Here is a 17,444-nt window from a genome sequence, read left to right as displayed (position 1 = left end):
GGATTTATCCCCGTTCGGCTGCGAAGCAGTCGCAAATCCGGTGAATACGGTTTTTCTGAAACACCGTAATCACAGGTTCAGGGCCGCTTCGCGACCCAACGGGGCGGTGCGACGTTTCGCTAAATCCCCTCGCCACAGGTAGCTCCCACATAATTTGTGTTGCCCGAAACCTCGCAAAGATAGTAATTATTCTCGTTTACACCTAAATCCCGCCTCTCCCCTTCGTCTTTGAACAAACGGAATTTTTCCCTCGAAGACAAGGAGTCGGCTGCGATGTTCGCGCCTATCACCCGTTCCATGACCTTTTCCCTCGGCCTGTGCAGTGCCGTCCTGTGCCCCGACTTGCTGGCTGAAACCGGCCCAGAGAAAGAGCCCGGCCGCACCCTCGAACTGGGCGCCACCCATGTCACCGCCCAAGGCTTGGGCAGCACCACCGAAAACACCGAGTCGTACACCACCGGCGCCATGAGCACTGCGACGCGCTTGAACCTGTCGATCAAGGAAACGCCGCAATCGGTGTCCGTGGTCACGCGTCAGCAAATGGACGATTTCAAACTCGGCACGCTGTCCGAAGCCATGAGCCAGACCACCGGCATAGTCGTTCAGCACAACGATTCGGACCGGGTCAGCTATTCGTCCCGGGGTTACTCGATCACCAATTTCCAGATCGATGGCATGCTGAACACCTTCAGCTACATGAAGTCCGATTCAGACACCATCATCTACGACCGCATCGAAGTGGTTCGCGGTGCCACCGGCCTGACCACCGGCGCGGGCGACCCGTCGGCCACCATCAACATGGTGCGTAAACGGCCGACGGCGCAGTGGCAAGTCCAGACCGGTGTCAGCGGCGGCAGTTATGACGACTACTACAGTTATCTGGATGTCGGCGGTCCGCTGGCGTTCGATGGCCGTTTGCGCGGACGCAGCGTGCTGGCCTATCGCGACAGCGATTCGTTCCGCGACAAGTACCAGCAACAACGGGAGGTCGGTTACGGCATTCTCGAAGCCGACCTGACCGATGACACCGTGTTGGCCGTGGGTTACGACTATCAGAACAAACACGTCCAGGGCACGTCCTGGGGCACGGTGCCGTACTGGAACGCCGACGGTGGCAAGGCCAACCTCGGACGCTCCACCAACATGGCCACGTCGTGGAGTTCCTGGCCGCTAAAGGACAAAACCGCGTTCGCCACGCTGGAACACCAATTAGGTGCCGGCTGGCACGCCAAGGCCGCCTACACCCATCGCGAGAGCGACACCGACGGCAAGATCTACTACGGCGGCGGGGGGTTTCCCGAGGCAGATCGCAGTGGCATGAGCGCCAACGTCAGCCACATGCTCAGTACGCAAAAAATGAAGGCTTATGACTTCAATGTGGCTGGCCCTTACTCGCTGTTCGGGCGGGAACACGAAATGATGATCGGCTATGGCGAGGCCGAACGCCGGGAAGATTCCCCCTACATGGTGGACGGCCCCAGGGCGGCGGATTACGAAAGCATCCGCGACTGGAAGTACATGGGTGACATCGCCAAGTTTCCCGACACGGTCACGCGCCTTTCAGGTTCAAAAGACAGTATCCGTCAGAAGGCCGGTTACCTGGCCACTCGCCTGAGCCTGACGGATGACCTGCACGCCGTACTCGGCAGTCGTTACGGCAGCTGGAAAGCGTCGAGCAAGACCAACAAGTACGACAACAACCTGCAACTGAGCAGCGTCGATGCCACCCGCCAGGAACACAACGACATATGGACGCCCTACGCCGGGCTGCTCTACGACCTCACCCCCGAATACACGGCGTACGTCAGTTACACCGACATCTTCAACCCGCAAGACAATCGCGACAGCCATCGCAAATACCTCGAGCCAGTAGTGGGCAGCAACTATGAACTGGGGCTCAAGGGCAGCTTGCTGGAAGAACGCCTTAACCTCGCCACCGCGCTGTTCTGGAGCAAACAGGACAACGTAGCCGAACTCGACGATTCGGTACCACCGGACCCGGTCACCGGCGAGGAGTTCTTCAAGTCAGGCGGCAAAGGCAACAAGGTTAAGGGCTTCGAAGCCGAGCTCTCGGGCGAGGTCATGGCCGGCTGGAACATGACGGCCGGCTACACCTACACCCATTCAGCCAACGGCGAAAAGAAACGCGCCAATACCAACCAGCCGCTGAATATGTTCCGGCTCTCCACGGCCTATCGTCTGCCCGGCGACTGGCAGGCACTGACCGTGGGTGGCGCGGTGAACTGGCAGAGCGATGTGTTCCGCACCGCCAGTCGCCCGGTGGGACGTAATGCCGACGGTGCGGTGATCACCGAACGGACGAAGATGCGGCAGGAGGCCTACACCGTGGTCAAACTGATGTCGCGGTATGAATTCGACAAGCACCTGTCCGCCTCGCTGAACGTCGATAACCTGTTCGACAAGAAGTATTACGACAACGTCGGGTTCTATAACGGTGTGTTTTGGGGGGACCCGCGCACGGTGACCTTGAGCCTGGACTGGAAGCTCTAGGCGCGGGTAATTCCCATTTGACGGAATCGGCGGATAATGTCCCTTCGACATTGCTTCATGGACGAAAGGACCCGACAACTCGTAGTGGGGTACACCATGAAACGTACAACCATGATCCTCGCTGGTCTGATGATGTTCAGTTCAACCGCTGCATTCGCCGAAGGTGGCGCTGAACGCATGCGGTATTACTTTGAGAGCCTGCGGCTCAGCCAAGAGGCGAATCAAAGTAACGCCAGCAACACGGCTGAAATCCGGGTTCCGGATGATCAAACTGCGCAAGTGACAGAGCACTACAAACCGTAACGACAAAGGGCGTCCTGATGGACTAATGCCAGTCAGTTAAGGGCGTGAACACCGCAACCTCTGTGGGAGCGAGCTTGCTCGCGATAGCGACAGGTCAGCCAGCATAGATATTGAATGTTGCGCCGCCATCGCGAGCAAGCTCGCTCCCACAGGTTTTGCTACTTAATTGATCGGCATTAGTCCTAATGGACGCCCTTATTTATGCCCGTAACCTTAAAGCGTCTTGGTCCAGAACAACATCCGACCGTGCGCCGGGTCAAACATGCCTGCGGCAAAACCGAACTTGCCATAGGAAGCCTGGGCGACTGCATTACCTTCCAGCACCTCCAGTGTGATTTTGCAGCAACCGCGCTGGCGAGCGATGTCCTCGACCTTTTGCAGCATCTTCTGGCTCAACCCCAAGCCGCGAAACTTCGGCATCACCGACACATCGTGGACATTGACCAACGGCCGACAGGCGAAGGTCGAGAAACCTTCAAAGCAATTGACCAGCCCGGCCGGCTCGCCGCCGACAAAGGCCAGAACGCTGAACGCGTGCGGACGTTTGGCCAGTTCCGCCGGCAGTTGTTTCAACAAGTCGGCGGACAACGAGTGGCCGCCACCCATCGGGTCTTCGGCGTAACCATTCAGCACCAGCCCAATAGCCTCGGCATGCACCGGATTGGTGTAACTGGCCTGAAGCACAAGAATTTCTGCGGATTCCATTTCCACCCTCGTTCACACATTAAGTTGCCCCAGTGCATCTCGCACTGAAGGGCCGACCGACAATATCGCGGGCACAGCCGTGTCGACAACCCGATCCTGCTGTAATTTTTCGCTCAAGCGCCCCAGATCAGCGCCTCGGTCCACCCCAGCTCAGCAAAATCCTCAGCCCTCAGGCCTGACTCACCGGCACAGAAAAACTCGTCCAGTTGCGGTGGTTTGACCGGGGTGCCGCTGAGCATGGCGTGAACCTGCCCGCGATGATGGATCTGGTGCTCGAACAGATGGGACAGCAGGCGCAAGCGGCTGTCATGTTGCGGCGTGTCCCGGGCGATGGTCACGATCTTGCCGAGGTCCGCATCGCGCATTTGCTCGCAATAAGCGATCAGTCGAAGGTCTACCAGCGTTTGTTCGCGCTTGAGGTCTACTGCGTGCGTAAACGGCTCGTCCTGGTTGAAAAACACATAGCATTCGGGATGCGGGTCATCGCCGCGCAACTCCCGCTCCAGCGCATCCACGTAAAACCAGTCGCAGGTCAGGATGTGATTGAGGGTAGCGCGCAGACTGGGAAAGAAGCTGACCCGCGGTGCCGCCAGATCGGCCGGGCCCAACTGGCTCCAGGCCTTGGCGAGTCGATGATTGGCCCAGGCGTTCTGATAGGCCATGGTCAGCAAATGGTGCGACAAAGGCTGATTCATGTTCGCGGCTCCTTGTTCAAGCTTCGGCGAAGCGTTGCAGCTGCATTTCCTGTAAACGGCTGAGGGTGCGGCGGAACGGAAACGCCAGATAACCTTCGGTGTACAACGACTCCATGGGCACCTGCGCTTCGAGGCACAGCGGCACCTTGCGGTCGTAGCACTCGTCCACCAGGGCGATAAAACGCCGTACACCGTCGTCATGCACCGACAATTGCGGCAACTCGCGATCGCCCGCCACCACCCGTTCGACGCCGTCTTCAGTGCCTCGGGCGATGCGCCCTTCGCGCTTTTGCGCGCTGAGGTTGGGCACGTCACTCAACAGAATAGCGCTGAAGGTGTCGCACAGGGCGATGAAATCCATGGCGGCAAACGGCTGTTCACAGAGATCGGCGTAACGAGTCCAGAGTACGGTTTGACTGGCCTGCACGACATTGAGTGAGCGGTAGCCCACCTTGATCGGGTCACTGGACACCGACTGGCCGACGGTCAAGGCCTTGAACACTTCACCCAGAGCGCTGGGTTGCCCCGGTGCCGCCACCCAGTAACGTTGCAAACCTTTGCCTGGGTGCAGGCGATGATCTTCGCCGCCATCCACCGCAATCACCTGCATATGTTTCTTGATGGCTTCGATGGCGGGCACGAACCGGTCGCGATTAAAGCCATCGGCGTACAGCTGGTCCGGTGGCTGATTGGAGGTGCAGACCACCACCACGCCCTGCTCGAACATCACCTGAAACAAACGCCCGAGAATGATGGCGTCGCCAATGTCGTTGACGAACAGTTCGTCAAAGCACAGGACCCGCACTTCCTCGCTCAGTTCGCGAGCCAGCGCCTTCAACGGGTCGGCGGTGCCGGTGAGCTGAAACGAACGCTGATGCACCCAGCCCATAAAGTGGTGAAAGTGTTGGCGACGGGCCGGGACCTTCAGGCTTTGGTAAAACCGGTCCATCAACCAGGTCTTGCCGCGCCCGACCGGGCCCCAGAGGTACACGCCAGTGATCGGCGTGCGCCCTTCATGCAGCGCCTCGTAGCATTTCTGCAGCGCCCACACGGCATGTTCCTGGGCTTCGTCCTGGACGAAGCCCTTCTGTTCGATGGCGTGTTGCCAGGCGCTTAAGGGGGAGTCGACATTCATGCGCGGCAGTATACGTCCTGTAGCAGCTGGCGCAGCCTGCGTTCGACTGCGAAGCGGTCGCCATCGGAATCCCGGATCTTGCTGATTTACCGAGTTCTCAGGTTTCACGACCGCTACACGGTCGAACGCAGGCTTCGCCAGCTGCTACAGGGAGATGTCTAGCCGGGCAATCTTGCCCTGTTCATTCAGGCGAAACATATAGCGCAATTCCAGCGGGCTGCCGGGAAACGTTCCAGAGATCAGGTTATGCACCAGCACTTTGCCGGTGCGCAGTTGCACGTCGAGCACTTCAACCCGTGGCTGGTAACGCTGGGCTGTGTCTTGCATCCATTGCGCGATGGCGTGAGTGCCGACCTGGTGCTGGCCTTCATCGAACACATTGGCATCCTCAGCGAAAAAACTGGCGACCCGCGAGGTGTCGCAGGCATTGGCCGCAGCAATGTAGGCGGCGATGGCGGGTGCCAATGAAGAGGCGGGATTGGACATGGTTACGGCTCCTTGTTTGTTGATTCTGGAGCCATGCTAAAACAAGCCTGTGTCAGTTCTTGTCAGGAGTGAAGCGCCCTGCTTCGTCCAGTTGCATCTGCTTGCGCCAGGTGCGCAGCAGGTCGCTGCGCCGCCCCGGATAACGCTCGCCCTGCTCGTCCGCCGCCGAGATCCGGTCGGTGCGAAAGGTGCGATAGGCGCTGCGCAATTCACACCAGGCGACGATGATTCGCACCTCGTTCAGAAACCCCAAAGCCAGCGGCCAGATCAACCGTTGACTCGGCACCTGGTTGGCGTCTGCGTAATCAATGTGCAGCTTGATCTGATCGCGGATGGCCTGGCGAATCACATTCAGTGGCACGGCGTTGGGCGCAAAGCCATAGCCGGGCGGCCCCGGCAACACCGTCGGGTTGCGTAACGCGTCCAGCGCTTCAGGCGCCAATACCGCAGCAATCTTGGCCAGCGCATCCGCCGCCGCCTTGCTCAACACCTCATCCCCGCGCTGATCCACATAGCGCAACCCCAGCACGATGGCTTCGGTTTCATCGGCGTTGAGCATCAACGGCGGCAGAAACAAACCGCTGCGCAGCACATAGCCGATCCCCGCTTCGCCGTAGATGGGCGCGCCAAGGGCTGTGAGTTCGGCGATGTCGCGGTACAGCGTGCGTTCAGAAATTTCCAATTCGCCGGCAAGTGTCGCCGCGGTCACCGGACGACTTTTGCCGCGCAGCACTTGCAACAACGTCAGTAAACGAGTGGTCCGCGACACGATTGGCAGGCTCTGTCCGTAAAAGTTGTCGGAGCTTAGCAGAGCCCCCTGTCAGAAAGTGGCAGTAGCAATGAGGCCGGTGGTCGGCCTTTCTCTTGCGAACGGGAAAGCGCCTTGACGGAAAATATTACTCGTATCATATTAAATACATGTCGACAGACATTTATATTCGACCTCAACGCTTTTTCCTTCAGGAGTCATCCCATGCATTACAAAGTCTTCGGCCGAAAAACCGGCTTGCGGGTCTCGGAACTGGCGCTGGGCGCCGGTAATTTCGGCACCGGTTGGGGTCATGGCGCCGAGCGTGACGAAGCCAAACGCATCTTTGATGGCTACCTGGAGGCCGGCGGCAATTTCATCGACACCGCCAACGGCTATCAGGCTGGCCAGTCGGAAGCCATGCTCGGCGAGTTCATCGCAGCGGAACGGGATCGTCTGGTTATCGCCACCAAATACACCCTGGGGACCACGCCGGCTGCGGGCATTTCCCACACCGGCAACAACCGCAAGAACTTGGTTCGCGCCGTGGAAGAAAGCCTGAAACGACTCAACACCGACCACATCGACCTGTTCTGGGCCCACATGAGCGATGGCGTGACGCCGATGGAAGAAATCCTGCGCGGTTTCGACGATCTGGTGCGCGCTGGCAAAATTCATTACGCCGGGTTGTCGAACTTCCCGGCGTGGCGCATCGCACGGGCCGATGTGCTGGCCGAAGTTCGCGGTTTCTCACCGATTGCTGCGATTCAGGTGGAATACAGCCTCGCCGAACGCACCGCCGAACGTGAACAGTTGCCGATGGCCGAAGCCTTGGGCCTGGCCGCGACGTTATGGTCACCGTTGGGTGGCGGCTTCCTCACCGGCAAGTACCGCACCAACGATGGCGACAACCGCGCCGCCAAACTCGGCATGCTGATCCACGCCGAGAAAAGTGCCCGTGAAACCGCCCTGCTCGACACTTTGCTGGCTGTCGCCGCAGAACTGGGCGCCAGCCCGACGCACGTGGCCATTGCCTGGCTGCGGGAAAAAGCCAAGCGTTCGACCACGGCACTGATTCCGATTCTCGGCTCGCGCACCCGTGAACAACTGGATGCGACCTTGGGTGCTTTGAATGTGCAATTGAACGGGGATCAACTGTCGCGGCTTGATGGGGTCAGCGTTGTGGCGATGGGCGTGCCCCATGAATCCATTGCCGGGTCGATGGCGCGATTTACCGGGGCTGAAACCCTGGATCTGCCAATCATCCCAGTGGCCTGACACAGATCAAATGTGGGAGCGAGCTTGCTCGCGATAGCGTCCTAACATTCAACACATCTGTTGTATGTACCGGCCCTATCGCGAGCAAGCTCGCTCCCACATTTAGGTTTGTGTGTTACCGGTCGACTTTGTGTTTAGCGGCATAGAGGCACAGCATTTCCATCGCCAACGTCGCCGCCGCCAGTGAGGTAATGTCCGCACTGTCGTAGGCCGGCGCGACTTCCACGACGTCCATTCCCACCAGATTGATCCCGCGCAAGCCACCGAGAATTTCCAGCGCCTGCACCGTGCTCAAGCCGCCGCATACCGGCGTTCCGGTGCCTGGAGCGAAAGCCGGATCGAGGCAATCAATGTCGAACGTCAGGTACACCGGGTGATCACCGACCCGCGCCCGAATGGCCTCGACGATCGCATCAACACCACTTCGATGCACTTGCCGCGCATCCAGCACTTGAAAGCCCTGGTGATCGTCATTGGTGGTGCGCAACCCGATCTGCACCGAACGCGACGGATCCACCAACCCTTCCTTGGCCGCGTGCCAGAACATCGTGCCGTGATCGACGCGCTTGCCGCCTTCGTCCGGCCAGGTGTCGCTGTGGGCGTCGAAGTGGATCAACGACAGCGGACCATGTTTGCGCGCATGGGCCTTGAGCAACGGATACGTGATGAAGTGATCCCCGCCGAACGTCAGCATCGCGCTACCGGCATTGAGAATGTGCTCGGCATGGGCTTCGATGCTTTCCGGCACCGACTGCGGTGTGCCGTAATCGAAGTCGCAATCGCCGTAGTCGATGACCGCCAGATGGTCGAACGGGTCGAAGGTCCATGGCCAATGGCGTTCCCAGGCAATCCCGGTGGACGCGGCACGAATGCCGCGTGGTCCGAAACGCGCGCCGGGGCGGTTGCTGGTGGCGGTGTCGAACGGGACACCGCTGACCGCTACATCAACGCCGCGCAAGTCGCGACTGTAGCGACGACGCATGAAACTGGTGATACCGGCGTAGGTACTTTCGGCGGCGGTGCCGTAGAGGCTGTCGCGGGTCATGGCCTGATCGTTTTGCATCGGGACGTCCATCTCGGGTTCCTTATTATTGGCGGCTACGGAAAGTGGTCCACACACGGGTGCGCTGACGCATGTCCTTGAGGCTCATGCTGCGGTCGGCGTACAGCCGGTCACGCACGTCGGCGGGTGGGTAAATGTCCGGATCGGTGCGCACGGCTTCATCCACCAGCGGCGTGGCGGCCTGGTTGGCGGTGGCAAAGAACAAGGTGTTGGTCAGCGCCGCAACGGACTCCGGACGCAACATGAATTCAATGAACTGGCGTGCGGCTTCGGGATGGGGCGCGTCCTTGGGGATCGCCAGGTTATCCTGCCACACGATCGTGCCTTCCTTGGGAATCCGGTAGGCGATTTCATAGGGCTTGTTGGCCTTGCGCGCCTGATCGGCGGCCATGCTGGCGTCACCGTTATAGGCCAGGGCCAGACAGATGCTGCCGTTAGCCAGATCGTTGATCTGCCGTCCGCTGGCGACGTACAACACGTTAGGCTGCAACTGATGCAGCAACGCTTGCGCCGCGTCCAGGTCGTTCTTGTCCGTGCTGTAGGGATCTTTACCCAGATAGTGCAACGCCAGGCCGATCACCTCCTGCGGCGAGTCAATGATCGCGATGCCGCAGTCCTTCAGCTTGCTGGCGTACTCCGGTTTAAACAGCAGGTCCAGGCTGTTGAGCGGCACGTTCGGCAAGCGTTTGCGCACCGCTTCGACGTTCATCCCAAGCCCCAGCGTGCCCCAGGTATAGGGCACTCCGTAGAGATTGCCCGGGTCGACCGCGGCGAGTTTTTCCAACAGATCGGGATCAAGGTTGGCGTAGCCCTTCAGGCCTTCGTGAGGAATGGCTTTCAGCGCCCCGGCCGCCAACCCGCGTGCCAGAACACTGGACGACGGCACCACCACGTCATAACCGCTGCCACCGGTGAGCAGTTTGGTTTCGAGCACTTCTGGCGCGTCGAACGTGTCGTAACGCACGTGAATGCCGGTTTCCTGCTCGAACCGCTGCAAGGTTTCCGGCGCCACGTAATCGGCCCAACTGTAGAGATTGACGACTTTTTCCTCGGCCTGAGCCGATACGGCCATGGCGAGAAACAGCGCGGATAAACACAACTTGAAGGTGGAAGCCATGACGAACACCTGACCAGAGGAAGTGGATGCAGAATGCGTCGTCGGATACATTGGTGAAATATCAAGTTTGTTATCCTGACTTTACCCCGGAGTAATGTTTGATGCTCGGCCAACTCCATGATCTCGATCTGCAACTGCTGCGCCTGTTCGTCAACGTGGTGGAGTGCGGCGGTTTCAGCGCGGCTCAGGGTGAGTTGGGCTTGAGCCAGTCGAGCATCAGCCAGCAAATGGCCAAACTGGAAACCCGGCTCGGCTATCGCCTCTGCAGTCGCGGCAAGGGTGGTTTCAAGATTACGCCCAAGGGCGAACAACTGCTCAGCGCGACTCGCAGCCTGTTCGAGTCCATCGAAGCCTTCCGCCACCAATCCAATGGTGTGGCCGGGCGTTTGATCGGCGAGGTTCGTTTGGGGTTGTCCGAAGCACTCGATCAATCCGTGCTGCAACGAGTGGCCGATGCGATCCGGCGCTTTCGTGAACGGGACGAATCGGTCCGCATCGAATTAATCAGCGCCATGCCCGGCGAAATGGAACGGTTGCTGCTGCAACAACGACTGGACCTGGCGATCGGCTATTTCTCACAAGTGCAAAGCGCTTTTGACTACCGCGAACTGTTTACCGAAACCCAGCACCTGTATTGCGCCCCCGGCCATCCGCTGTTCACCGACGATGCGCCTGACGATCTTGCGCTACAGGCTTGTGATCGGGTCGATCACCCTTACCGCTTCCTGCGCAGCGACGAGCCCTTCCAGGGGAAGATGTGTTCGGCGCGCTCGGAGCAAGTCGAAGGCACCCTCGCCTTCATTCTCTCCGGCAAGCATGTCGGTTATTTACCCGAACACTTTGCCCGCAGCTGGGAAGACAAGGCATTGCTGCGCGCCGTGCGCCGTGCCGATATGAGTTTCGACGTGGCATTCCATCTGGCCCGCCATCGCGCCCAGGTGCCAGGGGATGCACAAAAAGCCTTTGAAGAGGATTTGCGTGCAGCGTTTGCCTGAAAGTCAAAAGATCGCAGCCTCGTTTCACTCGACAGCTCCTACATTTGAAATGCGATCCCTGTAGGAGCTGTCGAGTGAAACGAGGCTGCGATCTTTTGATCTTTCGCTGCTTTCTGGCATCCTGCGCCTCCATTTTTTGACCCGTCCCCTGGCGCTTTCCTCGTGACCTCATCCGAACACGCAAAACCCCAGCCCCGTTCCGACTTGATTTACGGCCTCGACGACCGCCCGCATCTGACCGCCACCGTCTTCGCCGCCCTGCAACACGTGCTCGCCAGCTTCGTCGGCATCATCACCCCGACCCTGATCATGGGGGGCGCTCTCGGCCTGCAAAGCGAAGTGCCGTACCTGATCAGCATGGCGCTGTTCGTCTCGGGACTGGGCACATTTGTGCAGGCACGACGTTTCGGCCCGATCGGTTCCGGCCTGCTGTGTCTGCAAGGCACCAGCTTCTCATTCATCAGCGTGATTCTCAGCGCCGGTTTCCTGGTCAAGGCCCGGGGTGGCGGCACCGATGAGATCCTGTCGACCATCTTTGGTGTGTGCTTTTTCGCTGCCTTCATCGAAGTGGTGTTGAGCCAGTTCATCGGCAAACTGCGGATGCTGATCACCCCGGTGGTGACCGGCACGATCATCACGCTGATGGGCCTGTCACTGATCAAAGTCGCCATGACCGACATCGCCGGCGGCTTCGGTGCGACGGACCTCGGCGCCGCCAGTCATCTGGCCCTGGCGGCCCTGGTGCTCGGAACCATTGTGCTGTTGAATCGGGTCGATGTGCCGTTCCTGCGCCTCGGTGCAATCGTCATTGGCCTGGCCCTCGGTTATGCCGTGGCCTGGCTGATGGGTGACGTCAACTTCGCCAGCCTGCCCGACGTACCGCTGATGAGCGTACCGGTGCCGTTCAAGTACGGCTTTAACTTCGATTGGGTGGCGTTTGTGCCGGTGGCGGTGATTTTCCTGGTGTCGCCGCTGGAAGCCGCCGGTGACTTGACGGCCAATTCGATGATTTCCCGGCAGCCGGTCAAAGGCCCGATCTACATCCGCCGGATCAAGTCCGGTCTGCTCGCCGACGGCCTCAATTCGGCCATGGCCGCCGTGTTCAATAGCATGCCGATGGTGACCTTCGCCCAGAACAATGGCGTGATCCAGCTCACCGGCGTGGCCAGCCGCTACGTGGCGTTCTTCATTGCCGGTTTGTTGGTGGTGCTGGGGTTGTTCCCGATGATCGGCGCGGTGCTGCAACTGATGCCCAAACCGGTACTCGGCGGTGCTGAACTGGTGATGTTCGGCACTGTCGCCGTCGCCGGGATCAAAATCCTCGCCGAAGCCGGCCTGCATCGGCGCAACATGCTGATCGTGTCGATTTCGCTCGGCATGGGCCTGGGTGTCGCGGCGGTTCCGGAAGTGCTGCGCGAATTGCCGAAGGCGCTGCACAACATCTTCGAATCGCCGATCACCGTCGGCGCGTTGTGCGCAATCGTGCTGAATATCTTCCTGCCCGAAGAGTTCATTGAGCTGGAAGAGGACGATTTCGATCCGGAAGCCTCGATCCTGCGGGTCATGGAAAATCCGGATGTCCCGGCCAAGGGTGAACCCGTCTCGCCCGCCGCTGTCGCACCCTTGAACCGCTAGAAAATGCTCGAGGCCGAGCCACTGGCGGTTCGGCCTTTTCTTTAAGAGAGCATGTCCATGCGCAGTGTCCACGCCGTTATCCTTTCCCTGCTATTGCTCTCCCTGAGCGCCTGCGCCCTGCTGCCCAATCGCGACCCGCTGAACATCAACGTGGTCGGCTTCGAGCCGCTACAAAGCCAGGACATGGAAGTACGTTTTGCCGTGAAAATACGCGTGCAAAACCCCAACGAGACATCCATCAGTTACAACGGCGTGGCCCTGGACCTGGAAGTCAACGGCCAGCCACTCGCCTCTGGCGTCAGCGATCAATCGGGCTCGATTGCACGCTTTTCCGACACCGTGCTGACCGTTCCGGTAAGTGTCTCGGCGTTCTCCGTGCTGCGCCAGACCCTGGGCCTGAGCAAAACCCAAACCTTCGACAACCTGCCCTACGTCCTGCGCGGCAAACTCGCGGGCGGCTTGTTCGGGACGATGCGTTTCGTGGACAGCGGCAAACTCAGCCTGCCAACGCCGACGACCGGCACCTGGTGAGTCACCACAGCAGGTGTGAACGCCACAAATCAAATGTGGGAGCGAGCTTGCTCCGGGCGGCGTTCCGACGATGGCGACGGCACATTCAACATATTGGTTACCTGAACCACCGCTATCGTCGGAACGCCGCCCGGAGCAAGCTCGCTCCCACAGGGGTTATGCGTTGAAGCGGACGCCCGGTTTGGCGCGCTCATCGACTGTCAGTTCGAAGACATCCGGGCGCGCGTAGTGCCCGACCACGTCGTAGTCGTAACGGGCGCGGACCAAGTCATCGGTATCGATTTCCGCGGTGAGCAAACCGGCGCTGTCACGCAGCGGCCCCGCCAGAATATCGCCCATCGGCCCGACGATCACGCTGCCACCGGCAATCAATGGCCGGTCCGCAGGCCAGTTGGCGATCTCCACGCCCAAGGCTTGCGGTGAATCCTGAACCTGACAGGCGCTGACCACAAAGCAGCGGCCTTCATGGGCAATATGGCGCATGCTGACCTGCCACATTTCCCGCTCGTCCACCGTTGGCGCGCACCAGACCTCCACGCCTTTGGCGTACATCGCGGTGCGCAGCAGCGGCATCATGTTTTCCCAACACACCACCGCGCCTATCCGCCCGACCTGACTGTCGATCACCGGCAGCGTCGAGCCATCGCCTTTGCCCCAAATCAACCGCTCAGCGCCGGTGGGCATCAGTTTGCGGTGGTTGGCGACCAGCCCGGCCTGCGGATCGAAATACAACGCGGTGCAGTACAAGGTGCTGCCGGCGCGTTCGATGACACCGATCACCAGGTTCGCGCCGGTGCGCGCTGACAACCCGGCCAACGCTTCGGTTTCCGCGCCGGGCACGTCGATCGCATTGGCGAAATACCGGGCAAAGGCTTCACGCCCTTCCGGCAGCCGATAACCCAGCTGAGTACCAAAGCCCTCGCCTTTGGGGTAACCGCCAAGCAACGCTTCCGGCATGACCACAAGCGCCGCGCCGGATTCGATAATCGCGTTTTCCCAGGCAAGGATCTGTTCCAGGGTATCGGCTTTACCGCCGGGCAAAGAGCCGATTTGCAGTGCAGCAACGATTGACTTGGGCATCGCAGTAACTCCGAAAGCAATGAGGTGTTGCTCATTCTCAGGCGCCACGGGATCATCAATAAAGCCCCATTCACTGCTGAATGATATGAACCAAATGAATATCGCCACCGTCGATCTCAACCTGCTGAAAGTCTTCGAAGCGCTGCATGAAGAGTCCAGCGCCAGCCGGGCCGCGTTGCGTCTGGGCGTGACGCAATCAGCCGTCAGCGCCGCACTGCGAAGGCTGCGCGAGGTGTATGGCGATCAGTTGTTTGTGCGTACCGGCCGCGGACTAGCGCCCACGCTCAAGGCCAACCAGTTGAAACCGGTGGTCAGCGATGCCCTGAACAAATGCCGGCAGAGCCTGGCGATGGTCGATCCGGCCGCCCACCATTACGACGGGCGCTCGGTGACCGTGGGTATGTCCGATGATTTCGAAATCGCTTATGGGCGCCGGCTGATCGAGGAAATCGCCCGCGTCGCGCCGAAGCTGCGGCTGATCTTTCGTCAGACCCATAGCCAGATCGTCGCCCAGGCGTTGATGGAACGCAGCATCGATCTGGCGATCACCGCCGGTGGGTTTGCCGAGCGCTTGCTCAGCCGTCAGGTGTTGGGAGAAGGCGGTTATCGGTGCCTGGTGGACCCGATGAGCCTGACCGAGGGACAGCAGACCCTCAGCCTTGATGAGTTCGTCGCCCGCGAGCACATTCTGGTGTCGTCGGGCGGCTTTATCGGGATCACCGATGAGGGGCTGGCGGCGCTGGGGTTGAGTCGGCGTGTGTGCGCCTCGACCACACATTTTGCGGCATTGCCGCACTTGCTCAAGGGCAGTCAGGCCGTGGCAACCATTCCGGCCCATGCGGCGCAAAGTATTGCGGCGCTCAGCGGACTGGCGCTGCTGCCCTGCCCTCTGGCGTTGCCACGTTACCCGATCGAACTGGGCTGGCGCACCAGTACGCAGCTCGATCCGGTGGTGCTGAAAGTACGGGAAGCGATTGTCGCGAGCTTCGCGAGCGCGTAGGAGCTGCCGCAGGCTGCGATCTTTTGATTTTGGATTTTGCTTTTTTAAAACAAGATCAAAAGATCGCAGCCTGCGGCAGTTCCTACAGATATGTGTGTCGGGTTCAGGTTACTTGGCAGCCATCAGGCGATTGACTTCGCTACGCACCATGTTTGCAAATTCCGGTGGCGACATGCCGTCAAGTTCGGCACGGACCCACTCCGCCCATTTGCCTTTGCGCTTGGCGCGTTCACCGAACAATCGTGCGGCCTCGCCCTTGGACTTGCCCAGGTTGCTTTGCCAGAGATCGAACAGACGGGATTTCTCATCTTCGAGCGCAGCGCGCTCGGCAAGGGGTTTGTCGGCCAGATTGAAGCTCATGGGAGTTACCTGCTGCGTAAAATAGGCGACATCTTACACTGTAGGAAGAAATGTCCGACTCAGGATTTTTCGTCAGGGTTGGGTCAACGCGAAATCCACTGCAACTTTTTCGCTGAAGACAGACTCCATTGATCACTGCCCATTTATCTGCAAGGAGTATCTCAATGGCCCGGAAAACCGCCGCACAAATCGCCGAAGACCAGATCAAGGATCAAGCCTTCAGCGAACTTCAGGCTCTGATCGAAGAGTCGGAAAAGCTGCTCAAAAGCAGTGCCTCGCTTGTCGGTGAGGAAGCGGACACACTTCGCGGGCAGATCGCCCTGAAACTTCAGCAGGCTCGGGACTCCGTCACCAGCGTTCGTGACCGGACCAAACCTGCGGTCGAAGCCACTGAAACCTACATCGGTGGTCACCCGTGGCAAACCGTGGCGATCTCTGCCGGTTTCGGCCTGGTTGTCGGGTTGTTGCTCGGTCGGCGGTAAGCGGTTCTGCTTTAGGTACAAAAGCAAAAAGGCGAGCATTGCGCTCGCCTTTTTCATGCCCGGCTTTTATGCAGACTGAGAGTATGCAGGACTCAGAGCCCGGCCAACGCCCGCAAATTCGCCAACGTCTGCGCGTCGAGCGGGATGCCATCGGTGCTGGCCTTGGCTCGCTGGAAGTGACGTCGATCACCCGGCAAACGCTTGAGCCCTACCCCGTGCATCTGCCGGACCAGCTCCTGACTGCGCTCGGCAAAACTCTGCCCGGCCGCCTTGCTCGGGTCGATCACGATCAACAGTTGGCCCGTCCACGGTGTCTTGGCGCCCGGATGATTCGACCAATCGAACTCGAAGGAAAAATTGCCGCCGGTCAACGCCGCCGCCAACAGTTCCACCATCATCGACAGCGCCGAGCCTTTATGCCCGCCAAACGGCAGCAACGCGCCGCCCTCAAGAATCGCTTTCGGGTCCTGGGTCGGCTGGCCAAGACCGTCCACACCCATGCCTGGCGGCAAACGCTCGCCCTTGCGTGCGGCGATCTGCACATCGCCATGGGCAATGGCGCTGGTCGCCAGGTCGAAGACAATCGGATCGCCGTCAGCCCGAGGCGCGGCGAAAGCAATCGGGTTGGTCCCGAACAGCGGACGATCGGCGCCGTGCGGCACCACGCAGGTCATGCTGTTGACCACGCTCAGCGCCACCAGACCTTCATAGGCAAAGGGCTCGACATCCGGCCACAAGGCGGCGAAATGGTGGGAGTTACGAATCGCCAGCACCGCAATGCCAGCGCTGCGGGCCTTCTCCACCAACAGTGCGCGTGCGGCCGCGAGGGCCGGCTGGGCGAAACCATTACCGGCGTCGACCCGGACAAAACCCGAAGCCACGTCCTCGACTACCGGCACGGCCTGGCCATTGACCCAGCCGCTCTGGAGCGTCGATACGTAACCGGGAATGCGGAACACGCCATGGCTATGGGCGCCATCGCGTTCGGCGCCAGCGCAGTTGAGGGCCAGAGTCCTGGCCACCTCGGCGGAGGTGCCATGGCGCTGAAAAATCTGCTCAAGCAAAAGAACGAGCGCGTCGAAATCGAGCGTTTGAGTGTTCGAACTGACGGCCACTTCGGGCGTTGCGGTCATCTGAAGCTCCAGTTTTATTATTGAGTACGGGCAACAGGGTGAAACAAGGTTGCAGGGCAACCCAAAACAGTTGTCGATTAAGCGCTGTTTTACCGGCGTCCTGTCAAGTCTCGACAGCTTGTTCGGCTCAAGCAATATGTACCGCACCCAAGCGTTCCACTGACCGTACTGTTTTCCTCAATCCAAC

At 59.8% G+C, this 17,444-nt stretch carries 18 protein-coding genes; 8 read left to right on the top strand and 10 right to left on the bottom strand.

What is annotated here, in order from left to right; translation table 11 throughout:
• The first annotated feature begins 273 nt into the window (after nucleotides 1-273).
• Together VD17_RS12790 and VD17_RS12785 are read left to right on the top strand one after the other, a co-directional pair.
• Nucleotides 274-2,511 (top strand): TonB-dependent siderophore receptor, encoded by a 2,238-nt coding sequence (locus tag VD17_RS12790; RefSeq protein ID WP_046054124.1) that lies wholly within the window; start codon nucleotides 274-276, stop codon nucleotides 2,509-2,511.
• A gap of 96 nt (nucleotides 2,512-2,607) precedes the next feature.
• Complete coding sequence (locus VD17_RS12785) at nucleotides 2,608-2,814, top strand: hypothetical protein (RefSeq protein WP_046054123.1); 207 nt, start codon at nucleotides 2,608-2,610, stop codon at nucleotides 2,812-2,814.
• A gap of 213 nt (nucleotides 2,815-3,027) precedes the next feature.
• Here VD17_RS12785 and VD17_RS12780 read toward each other — a convergent pair whose 3' ends face one another.
• From VD17_RS12780 to VD17_RS12760, 5 genes are all read right to left on the bottom strand, one after another.
• Nucleotides 3,028-3,519 carry a GNAT family N-acetyltransferase gene (locus VD17_RS12780; RefSeq protein WP_046054122.1) on the bottom strand — a complete coding sequence of 164 codons (492 nt, stop codon included), beginning with the start codon at nucleotides 3,517-3,519 and terminating at the stop codon, nucleotides 3,028-3,030.
• Between the two features lie 113 nt (nucleotides 3,520-3,632).
• Nucleotides 3,633-4,214, bottom strand: coding sequence for a DinB family protein (locus VD17_RS12775; protein WP_046054121.1), 582 nt, complete (start codon nucleotides 4,212-4,214; stop codon nucleotides 3,633-3,635).
• 16 nt (nucleotides 4,215-4,230) lie between these two features.
• Nucleotides 4,231-5,349 carry a cell division protein ZapE gene (zapE, locus tag VD17_RS12770; protein WP_046054120.1) on the bottom strand — a complete coding sequence of 373 codons (1,119 nt, stop codon included), beginning with the start codon at nucleotides 5,347-5,349 and terminating at the stop codon, nucleotides 4,231-4,233.
• Between the two features lie 144 nt (nucleotides 5,350-5,493).
• On the bottom strand, nucleotides 5,494-5,835 hold the full coding sequence (locus VD17_RS12765) for a nuclear transport factor 2 family protein (RefSeq protein ID WP_046054119.1): 342 nt from the start codon (nucleotides 5,833-5,835) through the stop codon (nucleotides 5,494-5,496).
• A 52-nt stretch (nucleotides 5,836-5,887) separates the two neighbouring features.
• Entirely contained in the window at nucleotides 5,888-6,604 is a 717-nt protein-coding gene (locus VD17_RS12760) for a helix-turn-helix transcriptional regulator (RefSeq protein ID WP_046054118.1), read from the bottom strand.
• Nucleotides 6,605-6,808: 204 nt separating this feature from the next.
• Here VD17_RS12760 and VD17_RS12755 point away from each other — a divergent pair, with 204 nt between their 5' ends.
• Entirely contained in the window at nucleotides 6,809-7,861 is a 1,053-nt protein-coding gene (locus VD17_RS12755; protein ID WP_046054117.1) for an aldo/keto reductase, read from the top strand.
• Between the two features lie 115 nt (nucleotides 7,862-7,976).
• Here VD17_RS12755 and speB read toward each other — a convergent pair whose 3' ends face one another.
• Both speB and VD17_RS12745 read right to left on the bottom strand, forming a co-directional pair.
• Nucleotides 7,977-8,936, bottom strand: coding sequence for an agmatinase (gene speB, locus VD17_RS12750; RefSeq protein WP_046054116.1), 960 nt, complete (start codon nucleotides 8,934-8,936; stop codon nucleotides 7,977-7,979).
• A 13-nt stretch (nucleotides 8,937-8,949) separates the two neighbouring features.
• Nucleotides 8,950-10,041 carry a polyamine ABC transporter substrate-binding protein gene (locus VD17_RS12745; RefSeq protein ID WP_046054115.1) on the bottom strand — a complete coding sequence of 364 codons (1,092 nt, stop codon included), beginning with the start codon at nucleotides 10,039-10,041 and terminating at the stop codon, nucleotides 8,950-8,952.
• Between the two features lie 101 nt (nucleotides 10,042-10,142).
• Here VD17_RS12745 and VD17_RS12740 point away from each other — a divergent pair, with 101 nt between their 5' ends.
• The 3 genes from VD17_RS12740 (at nucleotide 10,143) to VD17_RS12730 (ending at nucleotide 13,202) form a co-directional block, all read left to right on the top strand.
• Nucleotides 10,143-11,036 carry a LysR family transcriptional regulator gene (locus VD17_RS12740; RefSeq protein WP_046054114.1) on the top strand — a complete coding sequence of 298 codons (894 nt, stop codon included), beginning with the start codon at nucleotides 10,143-10,145 and terminating at the stop codon, nucleotides 11,034-11,036.
• A gap of 162 nt (nucleotides 11,037-11,198) precedes the next feature.
• Nucleotides 11,199-12,671 (top strand): nucleobase:cation symporter-2 family protein, encoded by a 1,473-nt coding sequence (locus VD17_RS12735; protein WP_046054113.1) that lies wholly within the window; start codon nucleotides 11,199-11,201, stop codon nucleotides 12,669-12,671.
• A gap of 57 nt (nucleotides 12,672-12,728) precedes the next feature.
• Nucleotides 12,729-13,202, top strand: coding sequence for an LEA type 2 family protein (locus tag VD17_RS12730; RefSeq protein WP_046054112.1), 474 nt, complete (start codon nucleotides 12,729-12,731; stop codon nucleotides 13,200-13,202).
• A 156-nt stretch (nucleotides 13,203-13,358) separates the two neighbouring features.
• Here VD17_RS12730 and VD17_RS12725 read toward each other — a convergent pair whose 3' ends face one another.
• The gene (locus VD17_RS12725; RefSeq protein ID WP_046054111.1) at nucleotides 13,359-14,282 is read right to left on the bottom strand and encodes a carbon-nitrogen hydrolase family protein; all 924 of its coding nucleotides are present in this window, start codon (nucleotides 14,280-14,282) and stop codon (nucleotides 13,359-13,361) included.
• Between the two features lie 85 nt (nucleotides 14,283-14,367).
• Between VD17_RS12725 and VD17_RS12720 the strand changes: the two genes are divergently transcribed.
• Nucleotides 14,368-15,282: a LysR family transcriptional regulator gene (locus VD17_RS12720; RefSeq protein WP_046054110.1), complete on the top strand. Its 915-nt coding sequence runs from the start codon at nucleotides 14,368-14,370 to the stop codon at nucleotides 15,280-15,282.
• 108 nt (nucleotides 15,283-15,390) lie between these two features.
• Here the strand turns inward: VD17_RS12720 and VD17_RS12715 are convergent, their stop codons facing one another.
• On the bottom strand, nucleotides 15,391-15,642 hold the full coding sequence (locus VD17_RS12715) for a hypothetical protein (protein WP_008155229.1): 252 nt from the start codon (nucleotides 15,640-15,642) through the stop codon (nucleotides 15,391-15,393).
• Between the two features lie 164 nt (nucleotides 15,643-15,806).
• Here VD17_RS12715 and VD17_RS12710 point away from each other — a divergent pair, with 164 nt between their 5' ends.
• Entirely contained in the window at nucleotides 15,807-16,124 is a 318-nt protein-coding gene (locus VD17_RS12710) for a DUF883 family protein (protein ID WP_033055096.1), read from the top strand.
• Nucleotides 16,125-16,216: 92 nt separating this feature from the next.
• On the opposite strand, the gene VD17_RS12705 is transcribed toward VD17_RS12710, so the two are convergent.
• Nucleotides 16,217-17,257, bottom strand: coding sequence for an Ldh family oxidoreductase (locus VD17_RS12705; RefSeq protein ID WP_046054109.1), 1,041 nt, complete (start codon nucleotides 17,255-17,257; stop codon nucleotides 16,217-16,219).
• Between the last annotated feature and the right edge of the window lie 187 nt (nucleotides 17,258-17,444).

The sequence above is a fragment of the Pseudomonas fluorescens genome, from assembly GCF_000968015.1.
In the GTDB taxonomy this organism is placed as follows: domain Bacteria; phylum Pseudomonadota; class Gammaproteobacteria; order Pseudomonadales; family Pseudomonadaceae; genus Aquipseudomonas; species Aquipseudomonas fluorescens_W.
This window is presented reverse-complemented; position numbering and strand designations above follow the sequence as displayed.

What these genes read in the sequence shown, in the direction of transcription:
- VD17_RS12790 (WP_046054124.1), top strand. Translation starts at nt 274, where the DNA reads ATGTTCGCGCCTATCACCCGTTCCATGACCTTTTCCCTCGGCCTGTGC.
- VD17_RS12785 (WP_046054123.1), top strand. Translation starts at nt 2,608, where the DNA reads ATGAAACGTACAACCATGATCCTCGCTGGTCTGATGATGTTCAGTTCA.
- VD17_RS12780 (WP_046054122.1), bottom strand. Translation starts at nt 3,519, where the DNA reads ATGGAATCCGCAGAAATTCTTGTGCTTCAGGCCAGTTACACCAATCCG.
- VD17_RS12775 (WP_046054121.1), bottom strand. Translation starts at nt 4,214, where the DNA reads ATGAATCAGCCTTTGTCGCACCATTTGCTGACCATGGCCTATCAGAAC.
- zapE (WP_046054120.1), bottom strand. Translation starts at nt 5,349, where the DNA reads ATGAATGTCGACTCCCCCTTAAGCGCCTGGCAACACGCCATCGAACAG.
- VD17_RS12765 (WP_046054119.1), bottom strand. Translation starts at nt 5,835, where the DNA reads ATGTCCAATCCCGCCTCTTCATTGGCACCCGCCATCGCCGCCTACATT.
- VD17_RS12755 (WP_046054117.1), top strand. Translation starts at nt 6,809, where the DNA reads ATGCATTACAAAGTCTTCGGCCGAAAAACCGGCTTGCGGGTCTCGGAA.
- speB (WP_046054116.1), bottom strand. Translation starts at nt 8,936, where the DNA reads ATGGACGTCCCGATGCAAAACGATCAGGCCATGACCCGCGACAGCCTC.
- VD17_RS12745 (WP_046054115.1), bottom strand. Translation starts at nt 10,041, where the DNA reads ATGGCTTCCACCTTCAAGTTGTGTTTATCCGCGCTGTTTCTCGCCATG.
- VD17_RS12740 (WP_046054114.1), top strand. Translation starts at nt 10,143, where the DNA reads ATGCTCGGCCAACTCCATGATCTCGATCTGCAACTGCTGCGCCTGTTC.
- VD17_RS12730 (WP_046054112.1), top strand. Translation starts at nt 12,729, where the DNA reads ATGCGCAGTGTCCACGCCGTTATCCTTTCCCTGCTATTGCTCTCCCTG.
- VD17_RS12725 (WP_046054111.1), bottom strand. Translation starts at nt 14,282, where the DNA reads ATGCCCAAGTCAATCGTTGCTGCACTGCAAATCGGCTCTTTGCCCGGC.
- VD17_RS12720 (WP_046054110.1), top strand. Translation starts at nt 14,368, where the DNA reads ATGAACCAAATGAATATCGCCACCGTCGATCTCAACCTGCTGAAAGTC.
- VD17_RS12715 (WP_008155229.1), bottom strand. Translation starts at nt 15,642, where the DNA reads ATGAGCTTCAATCTGGCCGACAAACCCCTTGCCGAGCGCGCTGCGCTC.
- VD17_RS12710 (WP_033055096.1), top strand. Translation starts at nt 15,807, where the DNA reads ATGGCCCGGAAAACCGCCGCACAAATCGCCGAAGACCAGATCAAGGAT.
- VD17_RS12705 (WP_046054109.1), bottom strand. Translation starts at nt 17,257, where the DNA reads ATGACCGCAACGCCCGAAGTGGCCGTCAGTTCGAACACTCAAACGCTC.